The 18,891-nt window shown below is 69.9% G+C and carries 16 protein-coding genes; 9 read left to right on the top strand and 7 right to left on the bottom strand.

All coding sequences use genetic code 11. From position 1 onward, the window contains the following. The first annotated feature begins 5 nt into the window (after positions 1-5). The 3 genes from BLQ91_RS33525 to BLQ91_RS40665 are packed head-to-tail and all read left to right on the top strand — an operon-like array spanning position 6 to position 5,235. A complete protein-coding gene (locus tag BLQ91_RS33525; protein WP_090103482.1) occupies positions 6-2,114 on the top strand; it encodes a hypothetical protein in 2,109 nt (702 codons plus the stop codon). A gap of 53 nt (positions 2,115-2,167) precedes the next feature. Next, complete coding sequence (locus BLQ91_RS40670) at positions 2,168-4,351, top strand: hypothetical protein (protein WP_143022941.1); 2,184 nt, start codon at positions 2,168-2,170, stop codon at positions 4,349-4,351. Next, complete coding sequence (locus tag BLQ91_RS40665; RefSeq protein ID WP_143022940.1) at positions 4,348-5,235, top strand: ROK family protein; 888 nt, start codon at positions 4,348-4,350, stop codon at positions 5,233-5,235. The genes BLQ91_RS40670 and BLQ91_RS40665 overlap by 4 nt, the downstream gene beginning before the upstream one ends. A 23-nt stretch (positions 5,236-5,258) precedes the next feature. Here BLQ91_RS40665 and BLQ91_RS33515 read toward each other — a convergent pair whose 3' ends face one another. Then, positions 5,259-6,038: a LamB/YcsF family protein gene (locus tag BLQ91_RS33515; RefSeq protein WP_090103480.1), complete on the bottom strand. Its 780-nt coding sequence runs from the start codon at positions 6,036-6,038 to the stop codon at positions 5,259-5,261. Positions 6,039-6,133: 95 nt separating this feature from the next. Here BLQ91_RS33515 and BLQ91_RS33510 point away from each other — a divergent pair, with 95 nt between their 5' ends. From BLQ91_RS33510 to BLQ91_RS33490, 5 genes are all read left to right on the top strand, one after another. After that, on the top strand, positions 6,134-6,844 hold the full coding sequence (locus BLQ91_RS33510; protein WP_245734034.1) for a GntR family transcriptional regulator: 711 nt from the start codon (positions 6,134-6,136) through the stop codon (positions 6,842-6,844). 81 nt (positions 6,845-6,925) lie between these two features. Beyond that, on the top strand, positions 6,926-7,192 hold the full coding sequence (locus BLQ91_RS33505; protein ID WP_090103478.1) for a DUF3311 domain-containing protein: 267 nt from the start codon (positions 6,926-6,928) through the stop codon (positions 7,190-7,192). Continuing rightward, positions 7,192-8,826, top strand: a complete 1,635-nt coding sequence (gene mctP, locus BLQ91_RS33500) for a monocarboxylate uptake permease MctP (protein ID WP_090103476.1) — start codon at positions 7,192-7,194, stop codon at positions 8,824-8,826. Before BLQ91_RS33505 ends, mctP begins: the two co-directional genes overlap by 1 nt. A 71-nt stretch (positions 8,827-8,897) precedes the next feature. Continuing rightward, the gene (locus tag BLQ91_RS33495; RefSeq protein ID WP_245734032.1) at positions 8,898-10,145 is read left to right on the top strand and encodes a pyroglutamyl-peptidase I; all 1,248 of its coding nucleotides are present in this window, start codon (positions 8,898-8,900) and stop codon (positions 10,143-10,145) included. Further along, complete coding sequence (locus tag BLQ91_RS33490) at positions 10,142-10,984, top strand: septum formation family protein (protein WP_143022939.1); 843 nt, start codon at positions 10,142-10,144, stop codon at positions 10,982-10,984. The genes BLQ91_RS33495 and BLQ91_RS33490 overlap by 4 nt, the downstream gene beginning before the upstream one ends. 285 nt (positions 10,985-11,269) lie before the next feature. Here BLQ91_RS33490 and BLQ91_RS33485 read toward each other — a convergent pair whose 3' ends face one another. The 6 genes from BLQ91_RS33485 to BLQ91_RS33460 form a co-directional block, all read right to left on the bottom strand. Then, entirely contained in the window at positions 11,270-11,479 is a 210-nt protein-coding gene (locus BLQ91_RS33485; protein ID WP_090103470.1) for a hypothetical protein, read from the bottom strand. A 74-nt stretch (positions 11,480-11,553) separates the two neighbouring features. Further along, positions 11,554-13,365: a phosphoenolpyruvate carboxykinase (GTP) gene (locus BLQ91_RS33480; RefSeq protein WP_090103468.1), complete on the bottom strand. Its 1,812-nt coding sequence runs from the start codon at positions 13,363-13,365 to the stop codon at positions 11,554-11,556. A 313-nt stretch (positions 13,366-13,678) separates the two neighbouring features. Beyond that, complete coding sequence (locus BLQ91_RS33475) at positions 13,679-14,365, bottom strand: hypothetical protein (protein WP_090103466.1); 687 nt, start codon at positions 14,363-14,365, stop codon at positions 13,679-13,681. A 103-nt stretch (positions 14,366-14,468) separates the two neighbouring features. Next, entirely contained in the window at positions 14,469-16,289 is a 1,821-nt protein-coding gene (locus BLQ91_RS33470; protein ID WP_090103464.1) for a dynamin family protein, read from the bottom strand. Continuing rightward, complete coding sequence (gene grpE, locus BLQ91_RS33465; protein ID WP_090103462.1) at positions 16,286-16,651, bottom strand: nucleotide exchange factor GrpE; 366 nt, start codon at positions 16,649-16,651, stop codon at positions 16,286-16,288. Before grpE ends, BLQ91_RS33470 begins: the two co-directional genes overlap by 4 nt. Beyond that, on the bottom strand, positions 16,648-18,156 hold the full coding sequence (locus BLQ91_RS33460) for a dynamin family protein (protein WP_425412568.1): 1,509 nt from the start codon (positions 18,154-18,156) through the stop codon (positions 16,648-16,650). The genes grpE and BLQ91_RS33460 overlap by 4 nt, the downstream gene beginning before the upstream one ends. A 48-nt stretch (positions 18,157-18,204) precedes the next feature. Between BLQ91_RS33460 and BLQ91_RS33455 the strand changes: the two genes are divergently transcribed. Then, on the top strand, positions 18,205-18,642 hold the full coding sequence (locus BLQ91_RS33455; protein WP_090103458.1) for a hypothetical protein: 438 nt from the start codon (positions 18,205-18,207) through the stop codon (positions 18,640-18,642). The last annotated feature ends 249 nt before the right edge of the window (positions 18,643-18,891 follow it).

Genomic DNA, 18,891 nt, shown 5'->3' with positions numbered 1-18,891 from the left:
CGCGCGTGGCGAGGGGGAGAGTCGCCGCGGCCGAGGTGCTGCGGGGACTGCTGGGGGAGAACGACAACTCAGGTGGTGGCGGGTGGCGGCTGCCCCGGCGCAAGCCGAGCACCCCGCCCGTCATCCGCGTCGTGGACCGCGTGGTCACCGACGTGCTGGACCTGCGCGCGGTCGAGGTGCCGTACGTGCTCGAGTTCGAGCGCTGCCAGTTCGAGGCGGCGCCGGACCTGCGCCAGGCGAACCTCGCCGGCATCTCGTTCAGCGAGTGCGACCTGCCGGGGCTGGCGGCGCGAAACCTGCACAGCAGCAACGACGTGTCGTTGCTCGGCTGCACCGTCACCGGCCTGGCGGACCTGACCGACGCCGAGATCGCGGGCTCGGTGTTGTTGCGCGACAGCAGGTTCAGCGTGCCGGGCGAGCTGTGCCTGCACGGTGACCGGCTGACGGTCGCCGGGGCGCTGCTCGGGTTCGGCATCACCACCGAGGGCGAGGTGCGGCTCGCGGGGGCGCGCATCGGCGGCAACGTCAACCTCGGCAGCGCGGTGCTGGAGAACGCCGACGGTTTCACGTTGAACGGCAACGGCATGCAGGTCGGCGGCAACCTGCTGGGCGCGTTCACCTCGCACGGCGTGGTGTTCCTGGCCAACGCGCGGATCAGCTCGACGCTCTCGCTCAGCGGCGCGGTCCTCTCGCGGGGCACGAACTTCAAGCCCACCAGCGACCCGCACGCCGACCCGTCCGCGACGCTCTTCCTCGACCGCGTGGACGTCTCGGGCGACCTGGAGCTCGACCGCGGCTTCACGAGCCAGGGCACCATCCGCGCCGTGAACGCGAAGATCGGCGGCACGTTCTCGCTGGCGGAAGCTGTTCTGGACGCCGTGTCGCCGAACTCGGTCGGCACCGACCCGACCGGTTCCGGCCGCGCGTTGCACGTCGACGGCGCGGAGATCGGCGGTGACGTCGTCGGGCGCGGCGTGAAGATCAGGGGCCAGCTGCGCATGGTCGACACGCACGTCCGCGGCAGCATCACGGTCGAACGGGCCACCGTGGCCAACCCGGCCGCCGATGCCGTGCTGGCCAACCGCTCCCAGATCGGCAGCAACTTCGTGGTGCGCGAGTCGGACGTGTCCGGTGGCTTGGAGCTGCGCGGCATCACCGTCGGCGCGAACCTCGACCTGCGCGGCAGCAGGCTGACGAGGCCGGGCAAGTACCGGCACCAGCCGCGCGAGAAGCCGTCGCTCGACATCGGCGGCGCCACGATCGGCCGCGACCTCATCTGCGCGCGCGGCGACAAGGAGTTCGTGGCGCACGGCGGCGTGCGCTGCCGTCGTGCGGTGATCGGCCGCATGGCGAACTTCAACGGCGCGGTGCTCGGCTACAAGCTCGACAGCCACGCGTTGAACGCCATGGGCATGCAGGCCCAGGAGCTGATGCTCAACGTCGTGTCGCCGCCCAAGGGCCTGGTGACGCTGCGGCAGGCGCGCTGCACGTCGTTGGACGACAACGAGAACTTCTGGAACGCCACCGGGTTCATCGACCTCGACGACTTCCGCTACGACTCGCTCGCCTACCCGATCGACCTGCGCGACGACGCCCAGGTGCAGCGGCGGCTGCGCTGGCTGCGGCAGGCGATGCGGCGCAGCTACCACCCGCGCCCGTACGACCACTTCGCCGAGATGCTGACCGCCGCGGGCAACGAGGAGCACGCCTCCACGGTGCTCATCGAGAAGCAACGCCTGCGGTACCGCGCGGTCGCCGAGGGCATGCGGTTCTTCGGGCCCCTGGTGCTGCTGTGGAGCTTCCTGCAGCGGTCGATGGTCGGCTACGGCTACCGCCCGGCGCGCGCACTCGGGTGGCTGATCGCGGCGTGGCTGGTGGGCAGCCTGTGGTTCGAGTTCAAGGGGCCGCTGGTGGAGATCAACGAGGACGACCACCTGCCGTGGAACGCGTGGCTCTACACGATCGACCTGGTGGTGCCGATCGTCGACTTCGGCAACAAGAACCGCTGGCAGACGCCGGGCGCGTCGCAGTGGATCGCGTCGGGCCTGATCGTGACGGGCTGGATCCTGGCGACGACCGTGGCGGCCGGCCTCACCCGGATGTTGAAGCGGTAGGACTCCACCATCGGGGTATTCCGCCGGTTGGTGATCAGTGGTGCGATCGACCGGTGACCGCCGCCGAGTCGACCGAGCTGTTCGTCGGGCCTCGGACCGCGCCGCTGCAGGTGGTGCGGCTGACCTCGCCCGCTCCGGCGGGGCCGGTGCACGCGCACGTCTCCGGCCCCGGCCTGCACTCGCCGCGGCACGGCGGCGCGCTGCCGCCGGGCCCGTTCGGCTACGAGCTCGGTGTCGACGTCTCCGAGCACGCGCCCGGCGCCGTGGTGCCCGCCCGGGCCGTCGTGAGGTCCGCGGCCGGCGAGGAGTCGTGCACGTTCTCGCTGGTGGTGGGCACTCCGGGGTGGACGGTGCACCTCGTCGGGCACGTCGCCGGGGACGCGCCGTTCGCCGCGCTGCGGGCCCACCTGGACCTGGCCCTGACTGATCCCGCCTACCGGTTCACGGTGACGTCGGTGGAGCTGCTGCAGCCGTACTGGGACACGTTCCCGCAGCACCGCTCGTCGCTGCTGCGACTGATCGCCGAGGGCCGCGTCGAGGTCGTGGGCTCGGCGTCCAACGTGGTCGGTGTGCGGCCGTTGCTGTCGTCACTGCCTGCCGGATCGCCGCTCGTGGCTGCTTCGCTGGGCGAGGCCGAGCGTTCGGTGTACTCGTCGTTCCTGGAGCTGCGGCCTTTCGCCGCCGCGCCGCACGTGATGCTGCCGGTCGGGACACCTCAGGCCGCTCCGAACCCGTGGGTGACCGCGATCCACCACGACTGGAACGCGCGCTACACGTGGCCACGGGTCGTCTGCTCGTTGCCGCGCGACTACTACGTGCGCGGATCCGTTCCGGTGCCTCGCGCTCCGGCGGACGACTCACCTGCCGCCGTCTTCGCCACGCACGCCGCGCGCCTGACCGGGGCGGCCTTCCCCTCCGCCGCTCTCGCCCGTGCCGCCCTGGCACACCCGCGGGAGGCCTTCGACCTGCAGACCGACGTCGTCTCGCGTTCCCTGGACGCCCTGACGTCCGCTGTGGACTCGTCGGTCGTGGTGTGGAACCCGTTGCCCTCGCCGTGCAGCCACATCGTGTCCGTGCACCTGCCATCAGCTCGTAACGTGCACGTGGAGTTCGAGGGCGCCGCTCTGCCGACGTTGATCGACGGCGTGACGGTGACGTTCCTGGCGCGCGATGTGCCGGCGCACGGATGGCGCACCTACTCGTTGGTCGAGGACGACATCGACCACGGCTGGAAGCGCGGCTACGGCACGGAGATCGCATCCGCTCACCACGTCCTGTCGTACGACCCGATCGCGTCCCTCATCGCCGTGGACGGTCCACCGCTCGAGGCGCCGCGCCTGATCGGCCCGGTGACCGTCTGGCACAGCGAGGTCGGGGAGAGGATGGTCGGCTCCACGGCCTTCACCCTGTGGCACGACGTGCCCCACCTGAACCCGTCACCGCTGGTGGGGGTGCTGGGTTCCCGTTCACCCGCCACCGGCACCCTGGACGCCGAGGTGTCCCGCCTGTCACCGGCCGGACCGCCGCTCGGCCCCGTCGAACCGGCCGTCACGCCGATCTTCGCGCGCTACTGGCTGCACGAACCGGCACCGCTGGGCGGCCTGCCCGCCAACGTCCACCTGGAGGTCCTCGGCCCCACCCGCCTGCGCGTCGTCGTCGTGTCCAACGCCGAGGCGTTCACCGCGACCGTCCGCCTGACTCTGCCCGGCGGCTGGTCGGCGTCGTGGGGGGCGCTGCCCGTGACGCTCCCGGCAGGCGGCTACGTCTCCGCCGAGGTGGGTCTCCGGCCACCCCGCACACCCGGCTGCCACCCGGTCCGCGCGACGCTGGAGGGCCTGCCGTTCGAGGTGTACGACGTGGCCCTGCTGACCGTTCCCGAGTGGGACGCCGAGGACCCGGTCGAAGTGCTCTGGGTCGCCTCCTCGCCGTCGTCGGTCACCGTGCGGCCGGGCGAGTCGTCGCAGCTCCGCGTGGTCATGGCCTCCGGCGCCCACGGCGACCTGCCGGTGCAGGCACGAGTGCTCTCACCGCGCTCGACCTGGGACCTGGTCGGCCCGTTCTGCGTCGGCGGCCTCCTCCCGGCCCGGGGCCGCCTGCCGCTCGGCTTCACGGTCTGCGCCCCTCCGTGGGCCACCCCGGGCACCTGGTCGGCCGTCGTCCGCGTGACCGCGGGCGACCTGGTCCGCACCACTGCCCCCGTCCGCGTGGAAGTGGCTGGTTACCATCCACGACCGTGACTGATCTGGTGCTGGCACTGGACTTCGGCGGCACCAAGATCGCCGCGGCCCTGGTGGACCCGACCGGCGCCGTGGTGCGCTCCTCCAGGGTCCCCACGCCCGAGGACCCGTGGGACGCGGTGGTCGCCCTGATCTCCGAGGTCGTCGGGGACACGAGGGTCACCGGCGTGGGCATCGGCTCGGCGGGCCCCGTGGACACCGTCCGCGGCACCGTGTCCCCGATCAACGTCCCTGCCTGGCAGGACTTCCCGCTGCGCTCCTCGGTGGCGTCGCTCTTCCCGGACGTTCCCGTGGAACTGGCCGGCGACGGCGTCTGCATGGCCCTCGGCGAACACCGCCGGGGCGCGGGCCGGGGCAGCGACTTCATGGTCGGCCTGGTCGTCTCCACGGGCGTGGGCGGCGGCCTGGTCCTGAACGGCCGCCCCTTCGGCGGCCGGACGGGCAACGCGGGGCACATCGGTCACATCGTGGTGGAGGCCGACGGCGCCCCCTGCACCTGCGGCGGCCGAGGCTGTGCCGAAACAGTCGCGGGCGGCCCGCGCATGGTCGCCTGGGCCCGCCGAGCGGGGTGGCAGGCACCGGAACGCGCCGACGCCGCCCACCTCGCGGCCGCGGCCCTCGCGGGAGAAGAGGTCGCGCTGGCGGCCTTCGACCGAGCAGGCGCCGCGGTGGGAATGGCCATCGCGGGTGCCGCCGCGCTGTGCGACCTGGACCTCGCCGTCATCGGCGGCGGCGTGGCGCAGGCGGGGGAGCTGCTCTTCGAGCCGGTGCGCCGCACCCTGAAGGCGCACGCCGGTCTGTCGTACCTGGCGGATCTGGAGGTGCGCCCGGCGCAGCTCGGCGGCGAGGCGGGCCTGGTGGGCGCGGCCGCGCTGGTGCGGTAGGCGCGCAGGGACCCGAAGGTCCCTCACCCGGCCTGCCGGGCGTGCCGAAGCGGACCCTCGACCCGCCCCACGTCGACCCCGGCCCCCTCCAGGGCGGCCCGGACGGCCCGGGCGATCTCGACAGCCCCACCCGTGTCGCCGTGCAGGCAGATCGAGTCGGCGGCGATCCGGACCGGCCGCCCGGAAACGCTGCGAACCCACCCCTCGGTGGCCAGCACCACGCACCGGGCAGCGATCTCGGCGGGATCCCGCAACACGGCACCGGGCTCGGAACGGGGCACCAGGGTGCCGGCGGACGTGTAGGCCCGATCAGCGAAGGCCTCGTGCCACACCCGCAACCCGGCGACGGACGCGCGCTTCAGCCACACGGCTCCCGGCGGGCCGAGAACTGCCAGCCCGGGGTCGAACAACCGGACGGCGTCCACGACGGCATCGGCTTGGGCCTCGTGCCGGACCAGAGCGTTGTACAACGCCCCGTGGGGCTTCACGTACGACACCCGGGTCCCGGCGGCCCGGGCGAACACCGACAAGGCCCCGAGCTGAGCCAGCACCTCGTTGGTCAGCGTCTCGGGCGCCACGTCGATGAATCGCCGACCGAACCCGGCCAGGTCGCGGTACCCGACGTGAGCCCCGACGGCCACGCCCGCGGAGGCGGCGAGCGCGCACACTTCGCGCATCGTGTCCGCGTCGCCGGCGTGGTAGCCGCAGGCGATGTTCGCGCTGGTCACCACGGACATCAGGGCCTCGTCCGATCCCAGCGTCCACCGTCCGAAGCCCTCTCCCAGGTCCGCGTTCAGGTCCATGACCGCACTCCACCTCCGCCCGTTCTCCAGATCGTTGGATTGTTGAACGATTCTACGATAGGGCAATTAAACGATCCTGCAAATAGACTTGGCGGGTGACCGAGACGTGGGTGTCGACGCTGGCTCAGGGCAAAGCCGACCTGGAGCGGGCGAGCACCGCGCAGAAGGTCGCCGACATGCTGCGGGAGCGGGTGCTCGACGGTGACCTCGCGCCCGGTCTCCGGCTCAGCGAAGAGGCCATCGGCGGGGCGCTGGGGGTCAGCCGCAACACGCTGCGGGAGGCGTTCCGGTTGCTCACGCGCGACCGGTTGCTGGTGCACGAGCACAGCCGCGGCGTCTTCGTCCGCAGGCCGAGCGGGACCGACGTCAGGGACCTCTACGCCGCTCGGCGCGTGATCGAGTGCGGATCGCTGAGGCTGTGGGACGACGTCGCGGAGGCGCAGCGCGAGGCCGTGCGCGCGCCGGTGCGGCAGGCGGTGGCCAGGGCCGAGCAGAACGACTGGACCAGGGCCGGGCAGGCCAACATCCAGTTCCACCGCGGCATCGTCGGGCTCGCGGGCAGCAGCCGGCTGAGCGACGAGTCCGACCGGTTGTTCGCCGAGCTCATGCTGGCCTTCCGGGTGGCGCAGGAGATCAACGACTTCTACCAGACCTACGTGCCGTGGAACCGCAGGATCGTCGAGCTGCTCGACGACGGCAGGACGACCCAGGCGGTCGACCAGCTCGCGGAGTACTTCGACGCGGCCGAACAGGACCTCGTCGCCCGCCTCGAGGCCCATCAGTCCAAAGGAAACGTTAAGTCGTAGGCAACGATTCCGATCACGAGGCTGACGGCACCCTTCATCACGCCTAACATCCGCGCAACACCGCGTACACGGAGGGCCACCATGCCGTCGGACCACAAAACCGGCTTGCGCTGGAGCAACTGGAACCTGCTGCTGATACTCCCGTTGCTCATGCTCATCACGCCGTGGTTCAACAAGAGCGAGCCCAGCGTCTTCGGGCTGCCGTTCTTCTACTGGTACCAGTTCCTGTTCGTGCCGCTCGGCGTCCTGTGCGTCGGGATCGTCTACGTCAAGACCAAGGACGAGCCCGTGGCCACCGGCAAGCCCGACAAGCTCGGCGTGGACGACCTGGACGAGGGAGCGAACTGATGCAGTGGACCGAGCTGATCGTTTTCAGCGCTCTCTTCCTGCTCGTCACCGTGATGGGCTTCCTGGCTGCGCGGTGGCAGAAGGGCGACACGCTCGAGCACCTCGACGAGTGGGGTCTCGGTGGCCGGAAGTTCGGCAGCTGGATCACGTGGTTCCTGGTCGGCGGTGACCTCTACACCGCCTACACCTTCGTCGCGGTGCCGGCGTTGATGTTCGGTGCGGGTGCGCTCGGCTTCTACGCGCTGCCGTACACGGTGATCCTCTACCCGCTCGTCTTCCTGCCGCTGGTGCGGATGTGGTCGGTCAGCCGCGTGCACGGCTACGTCACGCCCGCCGACTTCGTGAAGGGCCGCTACGGCTCGCACTGGCTGGCGCTGATCATCGCCGTCACCGGCATCGTCGCGACCATGCCGTACATCGCGCTGCAGCTCGTCGGCCTCGAGGCCGTGCTGCGGTCCATGGGCCTCAACGGCTCCGGCATCCTCGGCCACCTGCCGCTGTTCATCGCGTTCCTGATCCTCGCGCTCTACACCTACCAGTCGGGTCTGCGGGCACCGGCGCTGATCGCGTTCGTCAAGGACATCCTGATCTACCTGGTCATCCTCGTCGCGATCATCTACCTGCCCGCGAAGTTCGGCGGCTGGGGCGAGATCTTCAGCGACGCGCAGGCCAAGTTCGACGCGACGCCCAGCAAGGCCGACGGCACGCTGCTGACCGGCACCAACCAGCTGCAGTACGCGACGCTGGCCCTCGGTTCCGCGCTCGCGCTGTTCCTCTACCCGCACTCGCTGACCGGCATCCTCGCCAGCCGCGGGCGCAACGTCATCAAGCGCAACATGGTCGCGCTGCCCGCGTACTCGCTGCTGCTGGGTCTGCTCGCACTGCTCGGCCTCGTCGCGATCAGCGCGGGCACCAAGCCGATCGTCAACCAGGCGACCGGCCGTCCCGACACCAACACGATCGTCCCCGAGCTCTTCGGCGCGAACTTCCCGTCGTGGTTCGCGGGCATCGCGTTCGCGGCCATCGGCATCGGCGCGCTGGTGCCGGCGGCGATCATGTCGATCGCGGCGGCGAACCTGTGGACGCGCAACGTCTACAAGGAGTACATCAAGAAGAGCGCCAGCCCGGCCGAGGAGGCCAAGCAGGCCAAGCTCGCGTCGCTGGTCGTGAAGTTCGGCGCGGTGGCGTTCATCGTGTTCGTCGACCCGCAGTTCTCGATCGACCTCCAGCTCATCGGCGGCGTCATGATCCTGCAGACGCTGCCCGCGGTCGCGATCGCGCTCTACACGCGCTGGTTCCACGTGTACGGCCTGGTCGCGGGCTGGGTCGGCGGCATGGGCTACGGCATGTGGCTGCTCTACAACATCGGCAACCCGGCCATCGGCAAGTCGCACTTCGCCGGCTCCGCGCTGCCGCTGGGCAACATCTCGATCTTCGGCTGGCACCCGTTCGGCACTTCCACGACGCAGATCTACGTCGGCATGGTCGCGCTGTTCGTGAACCTGCTCGTCGCGGTGGTCGTCACGCTGATCGCCAACAAGGCCAAGTGGTTCAACGGAACCGACCAGACGGACCCGTCGGACTACCACGTCGACGAGGACAACCCGAGGGTCAAGCCCGTCGCCGCCCACTGAGACGCTGTCGTCAACACTATGGGCCACCTGCCGGTTACGGCAGGTGGCCCTTTGCGTTGAGGATCGAACACGTGAAAACCATCGCCGGACTGGTCGGCCTGACCGCACTCGCCCTCACCCTGAGTCCTGCCCCCGCCCACGCGCAGGACGCGAACTGCTACGACACCACCGTCCCGCTGACCGTCGAGGAGCAGCGCCTCGACGACACGCTCGTCACCGGCGGTCCCGCTGTCGGCCCCGCGCTCGTGCGGCTCGCCGGGTTCGACACCCGCGTCACCGACTTCACCTCCCGGCTCTGCCGCCAGGTCGTCGCGAGGCAGGCTCAGCAGTTCGTCGAACGCGAAGGCAACGCGCTGTGGAAGGCCGCTGTGGCCCGCGCGCAAAGCACACAACCGCAGACGCACGACGCTTACGACGACCGCCCGCTCTACTGGGCACGGCTGCAGCTCAGCTCCGCGCTGCGCCAGTGGCAGCCGCGGTTCGCCTTGCCGCCCAACGAGCGCGCGAAGCTCATCCAGAGGTTCGACTGGGCCTCGCGGGGCCTGAGCGACGCCGCGTTCGGCTCGCAGCCCGGCGTGCGCAGGATCGCCGTCACCGGCTTCGACCCGTTCCAGCTCACCGGCACGAACGTGCGGCGCGCCAACCCGGCGGGCGCGGCGGCGTTGCAGCTCGACGGCCGCGAGATCACCACGCCGACCGGCAAGGTCGTGCTGCAGGCCGCGGTGCTGCCGGTGCTGTGGGGCGGCTTCGACGAGGGGGTCGTCGAGCAGTTCTACGGAACCGCGCTGGCGCAGAAGCCCGACGCGTTCGTGACGATCAGCCAGGGCCGGCCCGGCCGGTTCGACATCGAGCGGTGGGCGGCGCGCTGGCGCGGTGGCTTCGCGGACAACAACAACATCGGTTCCCACGGCAGCGTCCCGAACGCGCCCGGCTGGCCGCAGCCGGCGGACGAGTTCATCGAGACCTCGCTGCCGTTCCAGAAGATGATCGACGCGGGCACCGGTCCGTTCACCGTGGCGCTGAATCGGGGGTTCTGCGAGTGGGTCGTCGTCGGCTCGGAGCAGTCGTGCCGCACGGACGAGCCGACGCCGGGCAGGGTCGCGGCCTCCGGCGGCGGTGGTGACTACCTCTCCAACGAGAGCATGTACCGGGCCAACCGGCTGCGAATCGGTTACGGCGCAACGAACGTCCTCGGTGGACATCTCCACACGCCGGTGCTCGGACAGCCCGCCGACCCGGCCGCGCTGACCGACGCGGCCTTCGAAAAGCAGCGTCGGGACATCGCCGACCAAGTGAAGGCCCTAGTCTCTGTGGTGTGACTCGTGTGCGGCTGGCGGTGGCAATTGTCCTGAGCACGTTGACGCTGTCCGCGTGCGCGATCCAGGTGGGAGGGCAGGCGGTTCCCGGACCGATGCCGTCCACCGCCTCCGCCGCCGCGCCCACGCTGCCCAAGCCGGGGCAGTGCATGAACGCCTACGAGCTCAAGGTGCTGCAGTGCACCGACTCGCACGAGGCGGAGGTCATGACCATCGGTGAGATGTCCGGCCTCCCCTCGGCCTACCCGGACACGCAGGCGCTGCGCAAGGCCGCGCTCCCGCCGTGCCGCCAGGCGCTCAGCGACTACCTGGGCGGCGCGGACTCCGACTCGACGCGCCTGCGGGTCTGGGCGTTCTGGCCGAACGAGCAGGGCTGGAAGGACGGACAGCGCTGGCGGCTGTGCACCGTCGTGGAGATCAGTCCCGACGAGAAGCCGCTGGCGCGCAAGGGTTCCGTGAAGGACGTGCTGAAGAACAACGGCTTCAGCACGTTCCAGACCTGCACCCAGGGCTCACCGTCGAAGGACCAGGAGGTCAAGGTCGTCGCCTGCAACACGCCGCACATGGCCGAGGCCGTGCCCGGTGGCGTCGTGTCGCTCGGCAAGTCGTCCGACCCCGCTCCGTCCAAGGAGCAGATGAACTCCATCGCGAACGAGAAGTGCACCAAGGCCGTGCACGACTACCTGGGTTCGTCCAAGCGCACCGACGTGTTCCCCGCGTGGCGGAACCCCGGCTCGCAGGCCTGGTCAGAGGGTTGGACCAACGCCGTCTGCTACGCGGAGGCCGGCAAGGCCTTCAGCGGCACCCTCCTCGGCATCCGCGACAACCCGCTCCCGAACTGATCCCGCGACCACGACCATCAGCACGGCGGCCAGGGACAGCACCAGCATCGCGACTCCTGCGATTCCCACGGCACACCTCCCTTTGCGTCCCGGTTGACGATCTTTGTGATCGCCCTCACACACCTGAGACGTTCCCGGGAGCGGCCGGGTTCATTCCTGGAGCAAGACCGTTTCCGCCAGTCGTGGAGAAGTCCCCAGGCTGTCCACAGCTATCCACAACATGTGCACAAGTTCGTCCACACCTGTGGACAACTTCGTCCCCTGTGGACTACGAGCTGCGCGGACTCAGAGAAGATTGCTGCACAGGACCACTCCGGCAACCACGCCGATCGCCAGTCCGATCATGAACACGAGCGCGAAGCGCCACCACGGCGTGCGGGCCGGCGGAGCGGGCGGCACGGGGTAGTAGCGCACGATGCCCGTACTCGGGCCGACCTCGACGTCGCGCCTCGAACCGTCGAAGTTCAGCCCGCCGAGGAAGTCGTCCTGCGTCACACGACCAGTAGTACCCCAAAAGACGACCCGGCGGTCGCCGTTGACCGCCGGGTCGTCGAAACACCTCGGGCGAGTTAGCCCAGGCGCTGCTTCAGAGCTTCCAGCTCGTCGCGGAGCGTGGTCGGGACCTTCTCACCGATCTTCGCGAACCACTCCTCGACCAGCGGGATCTCGGCACGCCACTCGTCGGCGTCGAACGCGAGCGAGGCCTCGATGTCCTCCCGCGGCGCGTCCAGGCCTTCGAGGTCCAGGTCGTCCGCGGTCGGCACGTAGCCGATCGGGGTCTCCTGCGCGGCGGCCTTGCCCTCGAGGCGCTCGATGGCCCACTTCAGCACGCGCGAGTTCTCGCCGAACCCGGGCCACAGGAAGCGCTTGTCGTCGCCGCGGCGGAACCAGTTGACGTAGAAGATCTTCGGCAGCTTGTCGGCGTCGGCGCGCTTGCCGAGGTCGACCCAGTGCTGGAAGTAGTCGCCGGCGTTGTAGCCGATGAACGGCAGCATCGCCATCGGGTCGCGACGGACGACGCCGGTCTTGCCGACCGCGGCGGCCGTGGTCTCCGACGACAGCGTGGCGCCCATGTAGGTGCCGTGCTGCCAGTCGCGCGACTCGGTGACCAGCGGGATCGTCGTGGCGCGACGGCCACCGAAGAAGATCGCCGAGATCGGCACGCCCTTCGGGTCGTCCCACTCGGGCGCCTTGATGTCGCACTGCTCGATCGGCGTGCAGTAGCGGGAGTTCGGGTGCGAGGAGAGCTCTTCGCTGTCCGGCGTCCAGTCCTGGTGCTTCCACGAGGTGAGGTGGGCCGGGGGCTCGCCCATGCCCTCCCACCAGATGTCGCCGTCGTCGGTCAGCGCGACGTTCGTGAACAGCGAGTTGCCCTTGGCGATGGTGCGCATCGCGTTCGGGTTGGTGTGGTAGTCGGTGCCGGGCGCGACGCCGAAGAAGCCGTTCTCCGGGTTCACCGCGTAGAGGCGGCCGTCCTCACCGAAGCGCATCCAGGCGATGTCGTCGCCGAGCGTCTCGACCTTCCAGCCGGGGATGGTCGGCTCCAGCATGGCGAGGTTCGTCTTGCCGCAGGCCGACGGGAACGCGGCGGCGATGTAGTACGCCTTGTTCTCCGGCGAGGTGAGCTTGAGGATCAGCATGTGCTCGGCGAGCCAGCCCTCGTCCCGCGCCATCACGGACGCGATGCGCAGCGAGTAGCACTTCTTGCCGAGCAGGGCGTTGCCGCCGTAGCCGGAGCCAAAGCTCCAGATCTCGCGGGTCTCCGGGAAGTGCGAGATGTACTTGGTGGTGTTGCACGGCCACTGCACGTCTTCCTGGCCGGGCTCGAGCGGAGCGCCGAGGGAGTGCAGCGCCGGCACGAAGTCGGCGTCCTCACCGAAGACCGCGAGGGCCTTGGTGCCCATGCGGGTCATGATGTGCATGGAAACGACGACGTATTCCGAGTCCGTGATCTCCACGCCCAGCATCGGCTTCTCGGCGTCGAGCGGGCCCATGCAGAACGGGATGACGTACATGGTGCGACCACGCATGCAGCCCCGGTAGAGCTCGGTCATGATGGCCTTCATCTCGGAAGGGTCCATCCAGTTGTTCGTGGCGCCCGCGTCCTCTTCGCGCACCGAACAGATGTAGGTCCGCTCCTCCACACGAGCCACGTCGCTCGGGTCCGAAGCCGCCCAGAACGAGTTGGGCTTCTTCTCCAGGGGCACGAACGTGCCGGCGTCGACGAGCTTCTTCGTGAGACGGTCCCATTCGCCCTGGGACCCGTCAGCCCAAACAACCTCGTCGGGGCAGGTCAGCTCAGCGACTTCCTGAACCCATGCGAGCAAGCGCGCGTGGTTGGTAGGTGCCTGTTCGAGACCGGGAATGGTCACTGCCGTCATCTCGTCTCGTCTCCTGACTGAACGCCTCGGCCGCCCGAGGACGTGGTGGTCCGGTGCAGGACTGCGTCGTCCTCGGGAATAGCTCCACAACGCCCGTTGGTCCCGGGCGTGCGTGGAAGGGGATGGACCGAGGTTAGCCCGGTGAATGGCAGGTAACGCACCCCCAGCCTGTCGCTTCTCTCACAAAACCGATTCTGGAATCGATTCAGCACTCGGAAGGAGGTTAAGGCGGACGAGCGATCGGAAAAACACAAGAGGCCCCGGTGCGGTTCTCACCACACCGGGGCCTGTGACCTGCGCTTCAGTTCAGACGTCAGTTCGGGCTGATCCACTGCCCCGTTGTGGAATCGATTCGGACGACCCCGTCGAACCGTTCTTCCTCGAGCCAGTCGTCCGAGTCGTCCAAAATGCCGCTCTTCGAGTCGGTGACGTAGCGGCCGTCGGCCTCGATGTGCCCGTGCTCGACCTCGACCCAGTCGTCACCACGATGTTCCGACATCGTGACCTCGCCGGATCGTGTGATCTCGGTCGCCACGTCGGCCTTGCCGTCACCGTTCTTGTCGGTGAACAACCACGTGTCGCCGTCGTCGTCGCGCACGACCGCGGTGTCGGCCTTGCCGTCCCCGTCGGTGTCCTCGGTCGCCTGCCCGACGTTTCGCTGGCCGTCTTCGGTGTCCACGACAATCGCCTGTTTGGGCGACGAATTCGTTTTTTCCTGCGGAGTGTCGTTGCGGTCCACCGCGATCCACTCACCTGAATTCTCCTCGAACCGCGCCTGGCTCAGGAGATTGCCGTCCTTGTCGAACGTGCTCATCAGATCGGCGTCACCGTCGCCGTTCGTGTCGGTGAACGCGAGATGGCCACCGTCGTCCGTCTCGACCACGGCGGAGTCGTTCGTGCCGTCCTGGTCGAGGTCGAAGGTGACGTCGGCGGTGTACTCCTCGTCCTCGACGGTCACCTTCAGCTCGGCGTCGGCCGCACCGTTCTCGTCGATGTACACCGGGACACACCTCCTACTTGCTCATGTACCGGTATGACCCACGTTATGCCGGTTTGGTTCCGCCGCCAACCGTGTGCGCCGGTGCGGAGGACGTTCCACCAGGTCACGCCCGGTCGCGAACCGACCGGATCCGGCCCAGCAGCTCTTCCGCCCTCGACCGCCCTTGCTCCACCTCCGCGAGCTGCCGGGTCGCCGCCTGCAGCTCGCGCCCGCGCTCGCCGGCCTCCATCCGCAGCGCCCGGTCGACCTCGCGCAGCTCCGCCTCGATGGCCTCGATGCGCTTGGCCAGTGCCTCGTCCAGGGCCAGCGACAGGGCCTGCTCGGCCTCGATCAGCTGCTCGGCGGCCAATTGGTCCACTGTGGAGCGTGCGTCGGCGATCGCGTCGGAGAGCCACTGCTTGACGTGCTGCTTCTCGGCGGTGTGGGTTCGGGTGCGGGCCATCCACCAGCCGGCGCCGAGGCCCAGGGCGATGGTCACGGGCAGGACGATCGGGTTCAGGGCCGCGATGCCGAGACCCGCCAGCGGCATCACGGCGAGCTTGCCGGCGCCGAGGCCTCCGGAGACGCCCATGAACACCAGCAGCTTGTCCTCGGCGGTGGGTGGGCGCTTCTCCTTGGGGCGCAGGACCACCGGGGGTTGCTCGCCGCGGGCGAACTGGCCGCGGATCAGGGTCAGTTCCTCCGCGCTGAACAGGGTGGCGAGCACGGAGTCGGTGACCTGGGAGAGGCGCGCGGACAGCGCTGTGGAGATGCGGCCGGAGACGACCTGCAGCGCTGTGTCGACCTGGTGCGGCAGGCCGGCCAGGGCGGTGCGGTCGGCGGCGTCGATGGCCTGGCGGTACCAGGTCTGGAGGTCGCGCATCTGGCGGGAGATCTCGTGCGAGTTCTCGATGCGGGCTCGTTGGACCTCGCCGCGCAGGCGCACCTGCCAGCCCCTGGTGGAGGAGCGGCGTTCGGTTTGCAGCTCTTCGCGGCGGGCGCGCAGGACTGCGGCTTCGTCTTCGCCCACGGACAGAGCGCGCTTCTCGTGTTCGAGGCGGATCTCCAGTTCCGCCAGCACTGTCGTCAGGGCGCGCAGGGCGTTGGCTTCCGCCAGCATTCCGGCTCGGCCCGCGACCAGCTCCTGGAGCGCGGTCTGCAGGGCGGAGATCCCGGAGCGTTCGCGGAGCATGGCGGCCGCGTCCGGGTTCGGGGCCTGCGCGGCCATGTCGAACATGCGCGACGACACCGGGTGGAAGGGGGCGTCGGCGAAGCGCGGGGCGTGCTCGGCCAGGAGCGCCTTGTCGGCGTCGAGGACCTGGCGCCAGCCCCGGTACTGGTCGGTCTTCGTCAGGGCGAAGACGACGGTTTCGACGCGGTCGCCGACGCGCTCGAGGAAGTCGAGCTCGCCGCGGGTGAACGGGGACGAGGCGTCCACGACGAACACCAGGGCGGTGGCCGAGGTGACGGCTTCGAGAGCCAGTTCGCCGTGCACCGACTCCAGGCCGCCGACGCCGGGGGTGTCGACCACGGACATGCGTTCCAGCAACGGGATCGGCGCGTCGACCTCGACGTAGCGGGGCGGCAGCTCGCCCTCGGGCAGGTCGTGGGCTGCGGAGACCCAGTTGATCAGCAGGGGCAGCGGGAAGCTGACGGGGGCGAGCAGGCCGGGGTAGCAGGCGCGCGCCGCCCAGGTCGGGCCGTGCTGGAAGACGAGGTAGGTCGAGGTGGCCACGTCGGCGTCGACCGGGGACAGGCCCGGGGTCGCCAGCAGGGCGTTGACCAGCGAGGACTTGCCGCGGTTCGTCTCGCCGACGATCACGACCGACGACACCTCGGGCACCGAGCGGCGGGTCACCCAGTCGGCCATCGACGGGTCGAGTTCGCGCACGAGAGAAGTGAGGCGTTCGCGCGTCTGGCGGACTGTCTGCGAGAGGTTGCTCATCGGGCCGTGTAGACCGTCACGATCGGTGCGCGCAGCACGCGGCCACGGTCGCAGAAGCCGGGCACCTCGGTCTCCGCTACCAGGCCCTGCAACGACAGGTCGTCCGTCGGCACGGCGCCACCGGCCTCGTGCCGCGACGGGTCGAAGCGCTGACCGTCGGCACGCACCGCCACGACCCCTATGGACGACAGACCTTCCTCGATGCGTGCGACCACGCCGGCACTGGCGCGGTCCAGTGCGTACAGGCACAGCTGCACCAGCGCGCGGCGTTCGGCCAGCGCCTGGTCGAGCAGCTCGTCGGCAATGGTCTCCACACCGTGGTCCGACGCCACTTCGGACGGATCGGTTCCGTTCACGCTCATCGGTGCCCCCCAGCACGTAGTTGCTGCCACATGAGGAAATACGCCCGGTGGACGACGTGCGCCACCCGAGCTTGCGCCGGGGTCGCGCCGAAGGAGGCGAACGAACGCCACCACCCGGCGCGTTCCAGCGCGTACGCGACCAGCTCCGCGCCGGGACGACCCGGCAGCCCCAGCCGCGCGGCGACGTCCGGCGTGCTGCCGACGCGCAGCACCTCCTCCGTCAGGTCCGGCGCCAGCGTCACGGCACCGGACGAGACCAGCGTCAACGCCTCCAGCAACCTCAGCTGGTGCGCCTCGGGCCTGGCGAGCAGGACCTCGATCGCGTCGTGCACGCGTTGCCGTTCGCCGGGCTCGGCGGAGCTCAGCGACGTGATCGACGCCAGCGCCGCCGCCGCCTTGATGCCGTCCGCCCGCGCCCGGAACACCGCGTCGAGCCTGCCCCGGACGGCGGCGAACCCGGACGCGTCGAACAGCACCCGCCGCAGCGCGCCGGCCGTCAGCCCGGGTTCGGCGTCCAGGGCCGCGAGGGCGCGGCCGATCCCGTAGAGGTCGAGCTTCTCCAGCAACCTCGACCGCACCCCGGCCGCGACGTCGCAGTCCCAGGAGGTGAAGAGGTCGCCGGACATCAGCATCATCGTGCGGGTCTCGGCGTCCAGCGCCGCGAGCTGGCGCAACGCCTCCGCGTCCGCCGAGGTGAACTCCCCGGTCTCGGCGGACTCGGCGAGCAGGCTGATCACCGGCAGCACGTCGGCGACCCGCGGCCTGAGCAGCTCGGCCTGCTTCGCCGCCAGGATCTCCGCGGCCCGCCAGAGGTCACCCTCCGCGCCCTCGACGGTTTCCGGCGCGACGGCGTCGACCTTGTTCAACGCGGCGATCGCGTTGACGGGCCCGGCCTCGCGAGACGCCGTCGCGGCGGTGAAGGCGGCGATGGCGGAGTGGTCGTCCGCGCGCACCCCCTGCGTCACGACGTAGAGAACAGCCTCGGCACCGGCGACCGCGTTGCGCGACACGGGATCAAGCAGTTCCTCGGTGCGTGCGACCGAAGCCGCGTCCAGCGACCCGAGCCCAGGCGTGTCGATGACGGTGAAGTCGCGCAGCACCGCGTTCGTCAGATACGCCTCGATGTGCGAGATGCCCTCCACGCCGAGAGAAGCGGGGATCATGCCGTTCGCGTCGAACGGCAGTACCTGCCGCCTGCCGTCCCGCAGCACGACTTCGATGCGGTCGACCGTGCCGTATTGATAGCGCGTCACGAGCCGTGTGCACTCGCCGATGTCGGTGGGCGCGACCCGGCGGCCGATCAGAGCGTTCACGAGGGTCGACTTGCCGGACTTGATCCGGCCGGCGACGGCGACCTGCAACGGCGCGTGGAGGCGGCGCAGCACCTCCTGGAACCCGGCCGCGGTCCGCGGGGAGACCTGCGGTCGCAGGGCGACGCACAGGTTGGCGACCGCCGCGCAAAGCGGACCGGCCAACTGTTGTCCCTGCAACGCCGTCACGGGCACAAATCGTGCCACGGTTTGTGGCCGCGCGTGCACGGGTAGCCACAGCGCATGGGTGACAGCTACGTGACGTTCCTAGTGCTGGGGATCGTCCTGGTCGTGGTCGACGGCCAGCTGATCTACCACAGCGGCAAGGCATACCTCAGGCGCGCCTCGTACGACGAGGAGCAGGCCGGCGGCATGATGAAGCTGACGGCCGTGCTGTTCCACCTCGTCGTGCTGGGCCTGTTGGCCCTGGTGTCGACCATCGACGTCGACACCGGCGACCCGGTGAAGAACGTGGTCGTGAAGCTCGGCGTGGTGCTGCTGCTCCTGGCACTCGCCCACGGCGTCACGATGGCGGTCCTGGCCAGGATCAGGGATCGCCAGCTCCAGCAACAGCTCGCGGACCAGATGGCCGAAGAGCACCGCATCTACGAGGAACGCCAGGCGCACGTCGGCGAACCGCGACCCGCACCCAAGATCGAGTCGCCCTACTCGCCCAAGTAGTGGGCTCGCCCGGCGTTCAGTGCCTCCCCCTCACTGGCGCCGGGCGACCGAGCTGTGGCGACGAACTCCGCCGCGGCGGCGGAGAGCGGGTCCGGTGCATGCGAAGGCAGGGCAGCCACCACGGTGCCCTGCCTTTGTCCCGTCGTGAGCACGCTTTCGGTCTCCCGCTACGACCGCGCGCCCGCGCCGGCCGGCAAGGCACCGCCGCCGAGTTCGCATCAACCCCTCGGCACAACAACTCACACTGAA

Origin of the sequence: Lentzea jiangxiensis (genome assembly GCF_900104175.1) — a bacterium.
Classification (GTDB): Bacteria; Actinomycetota; Actinomycetes; order Mycobacteriales; family Pseudonocardiaceae; genus Lentzea; species Lentzea jiangxiensis.
The sequence above is the reverse complement of the archived record's forward strand: the minus strand, read 5'-3'. Positions and strand labels throughout refer to the sequence as shown.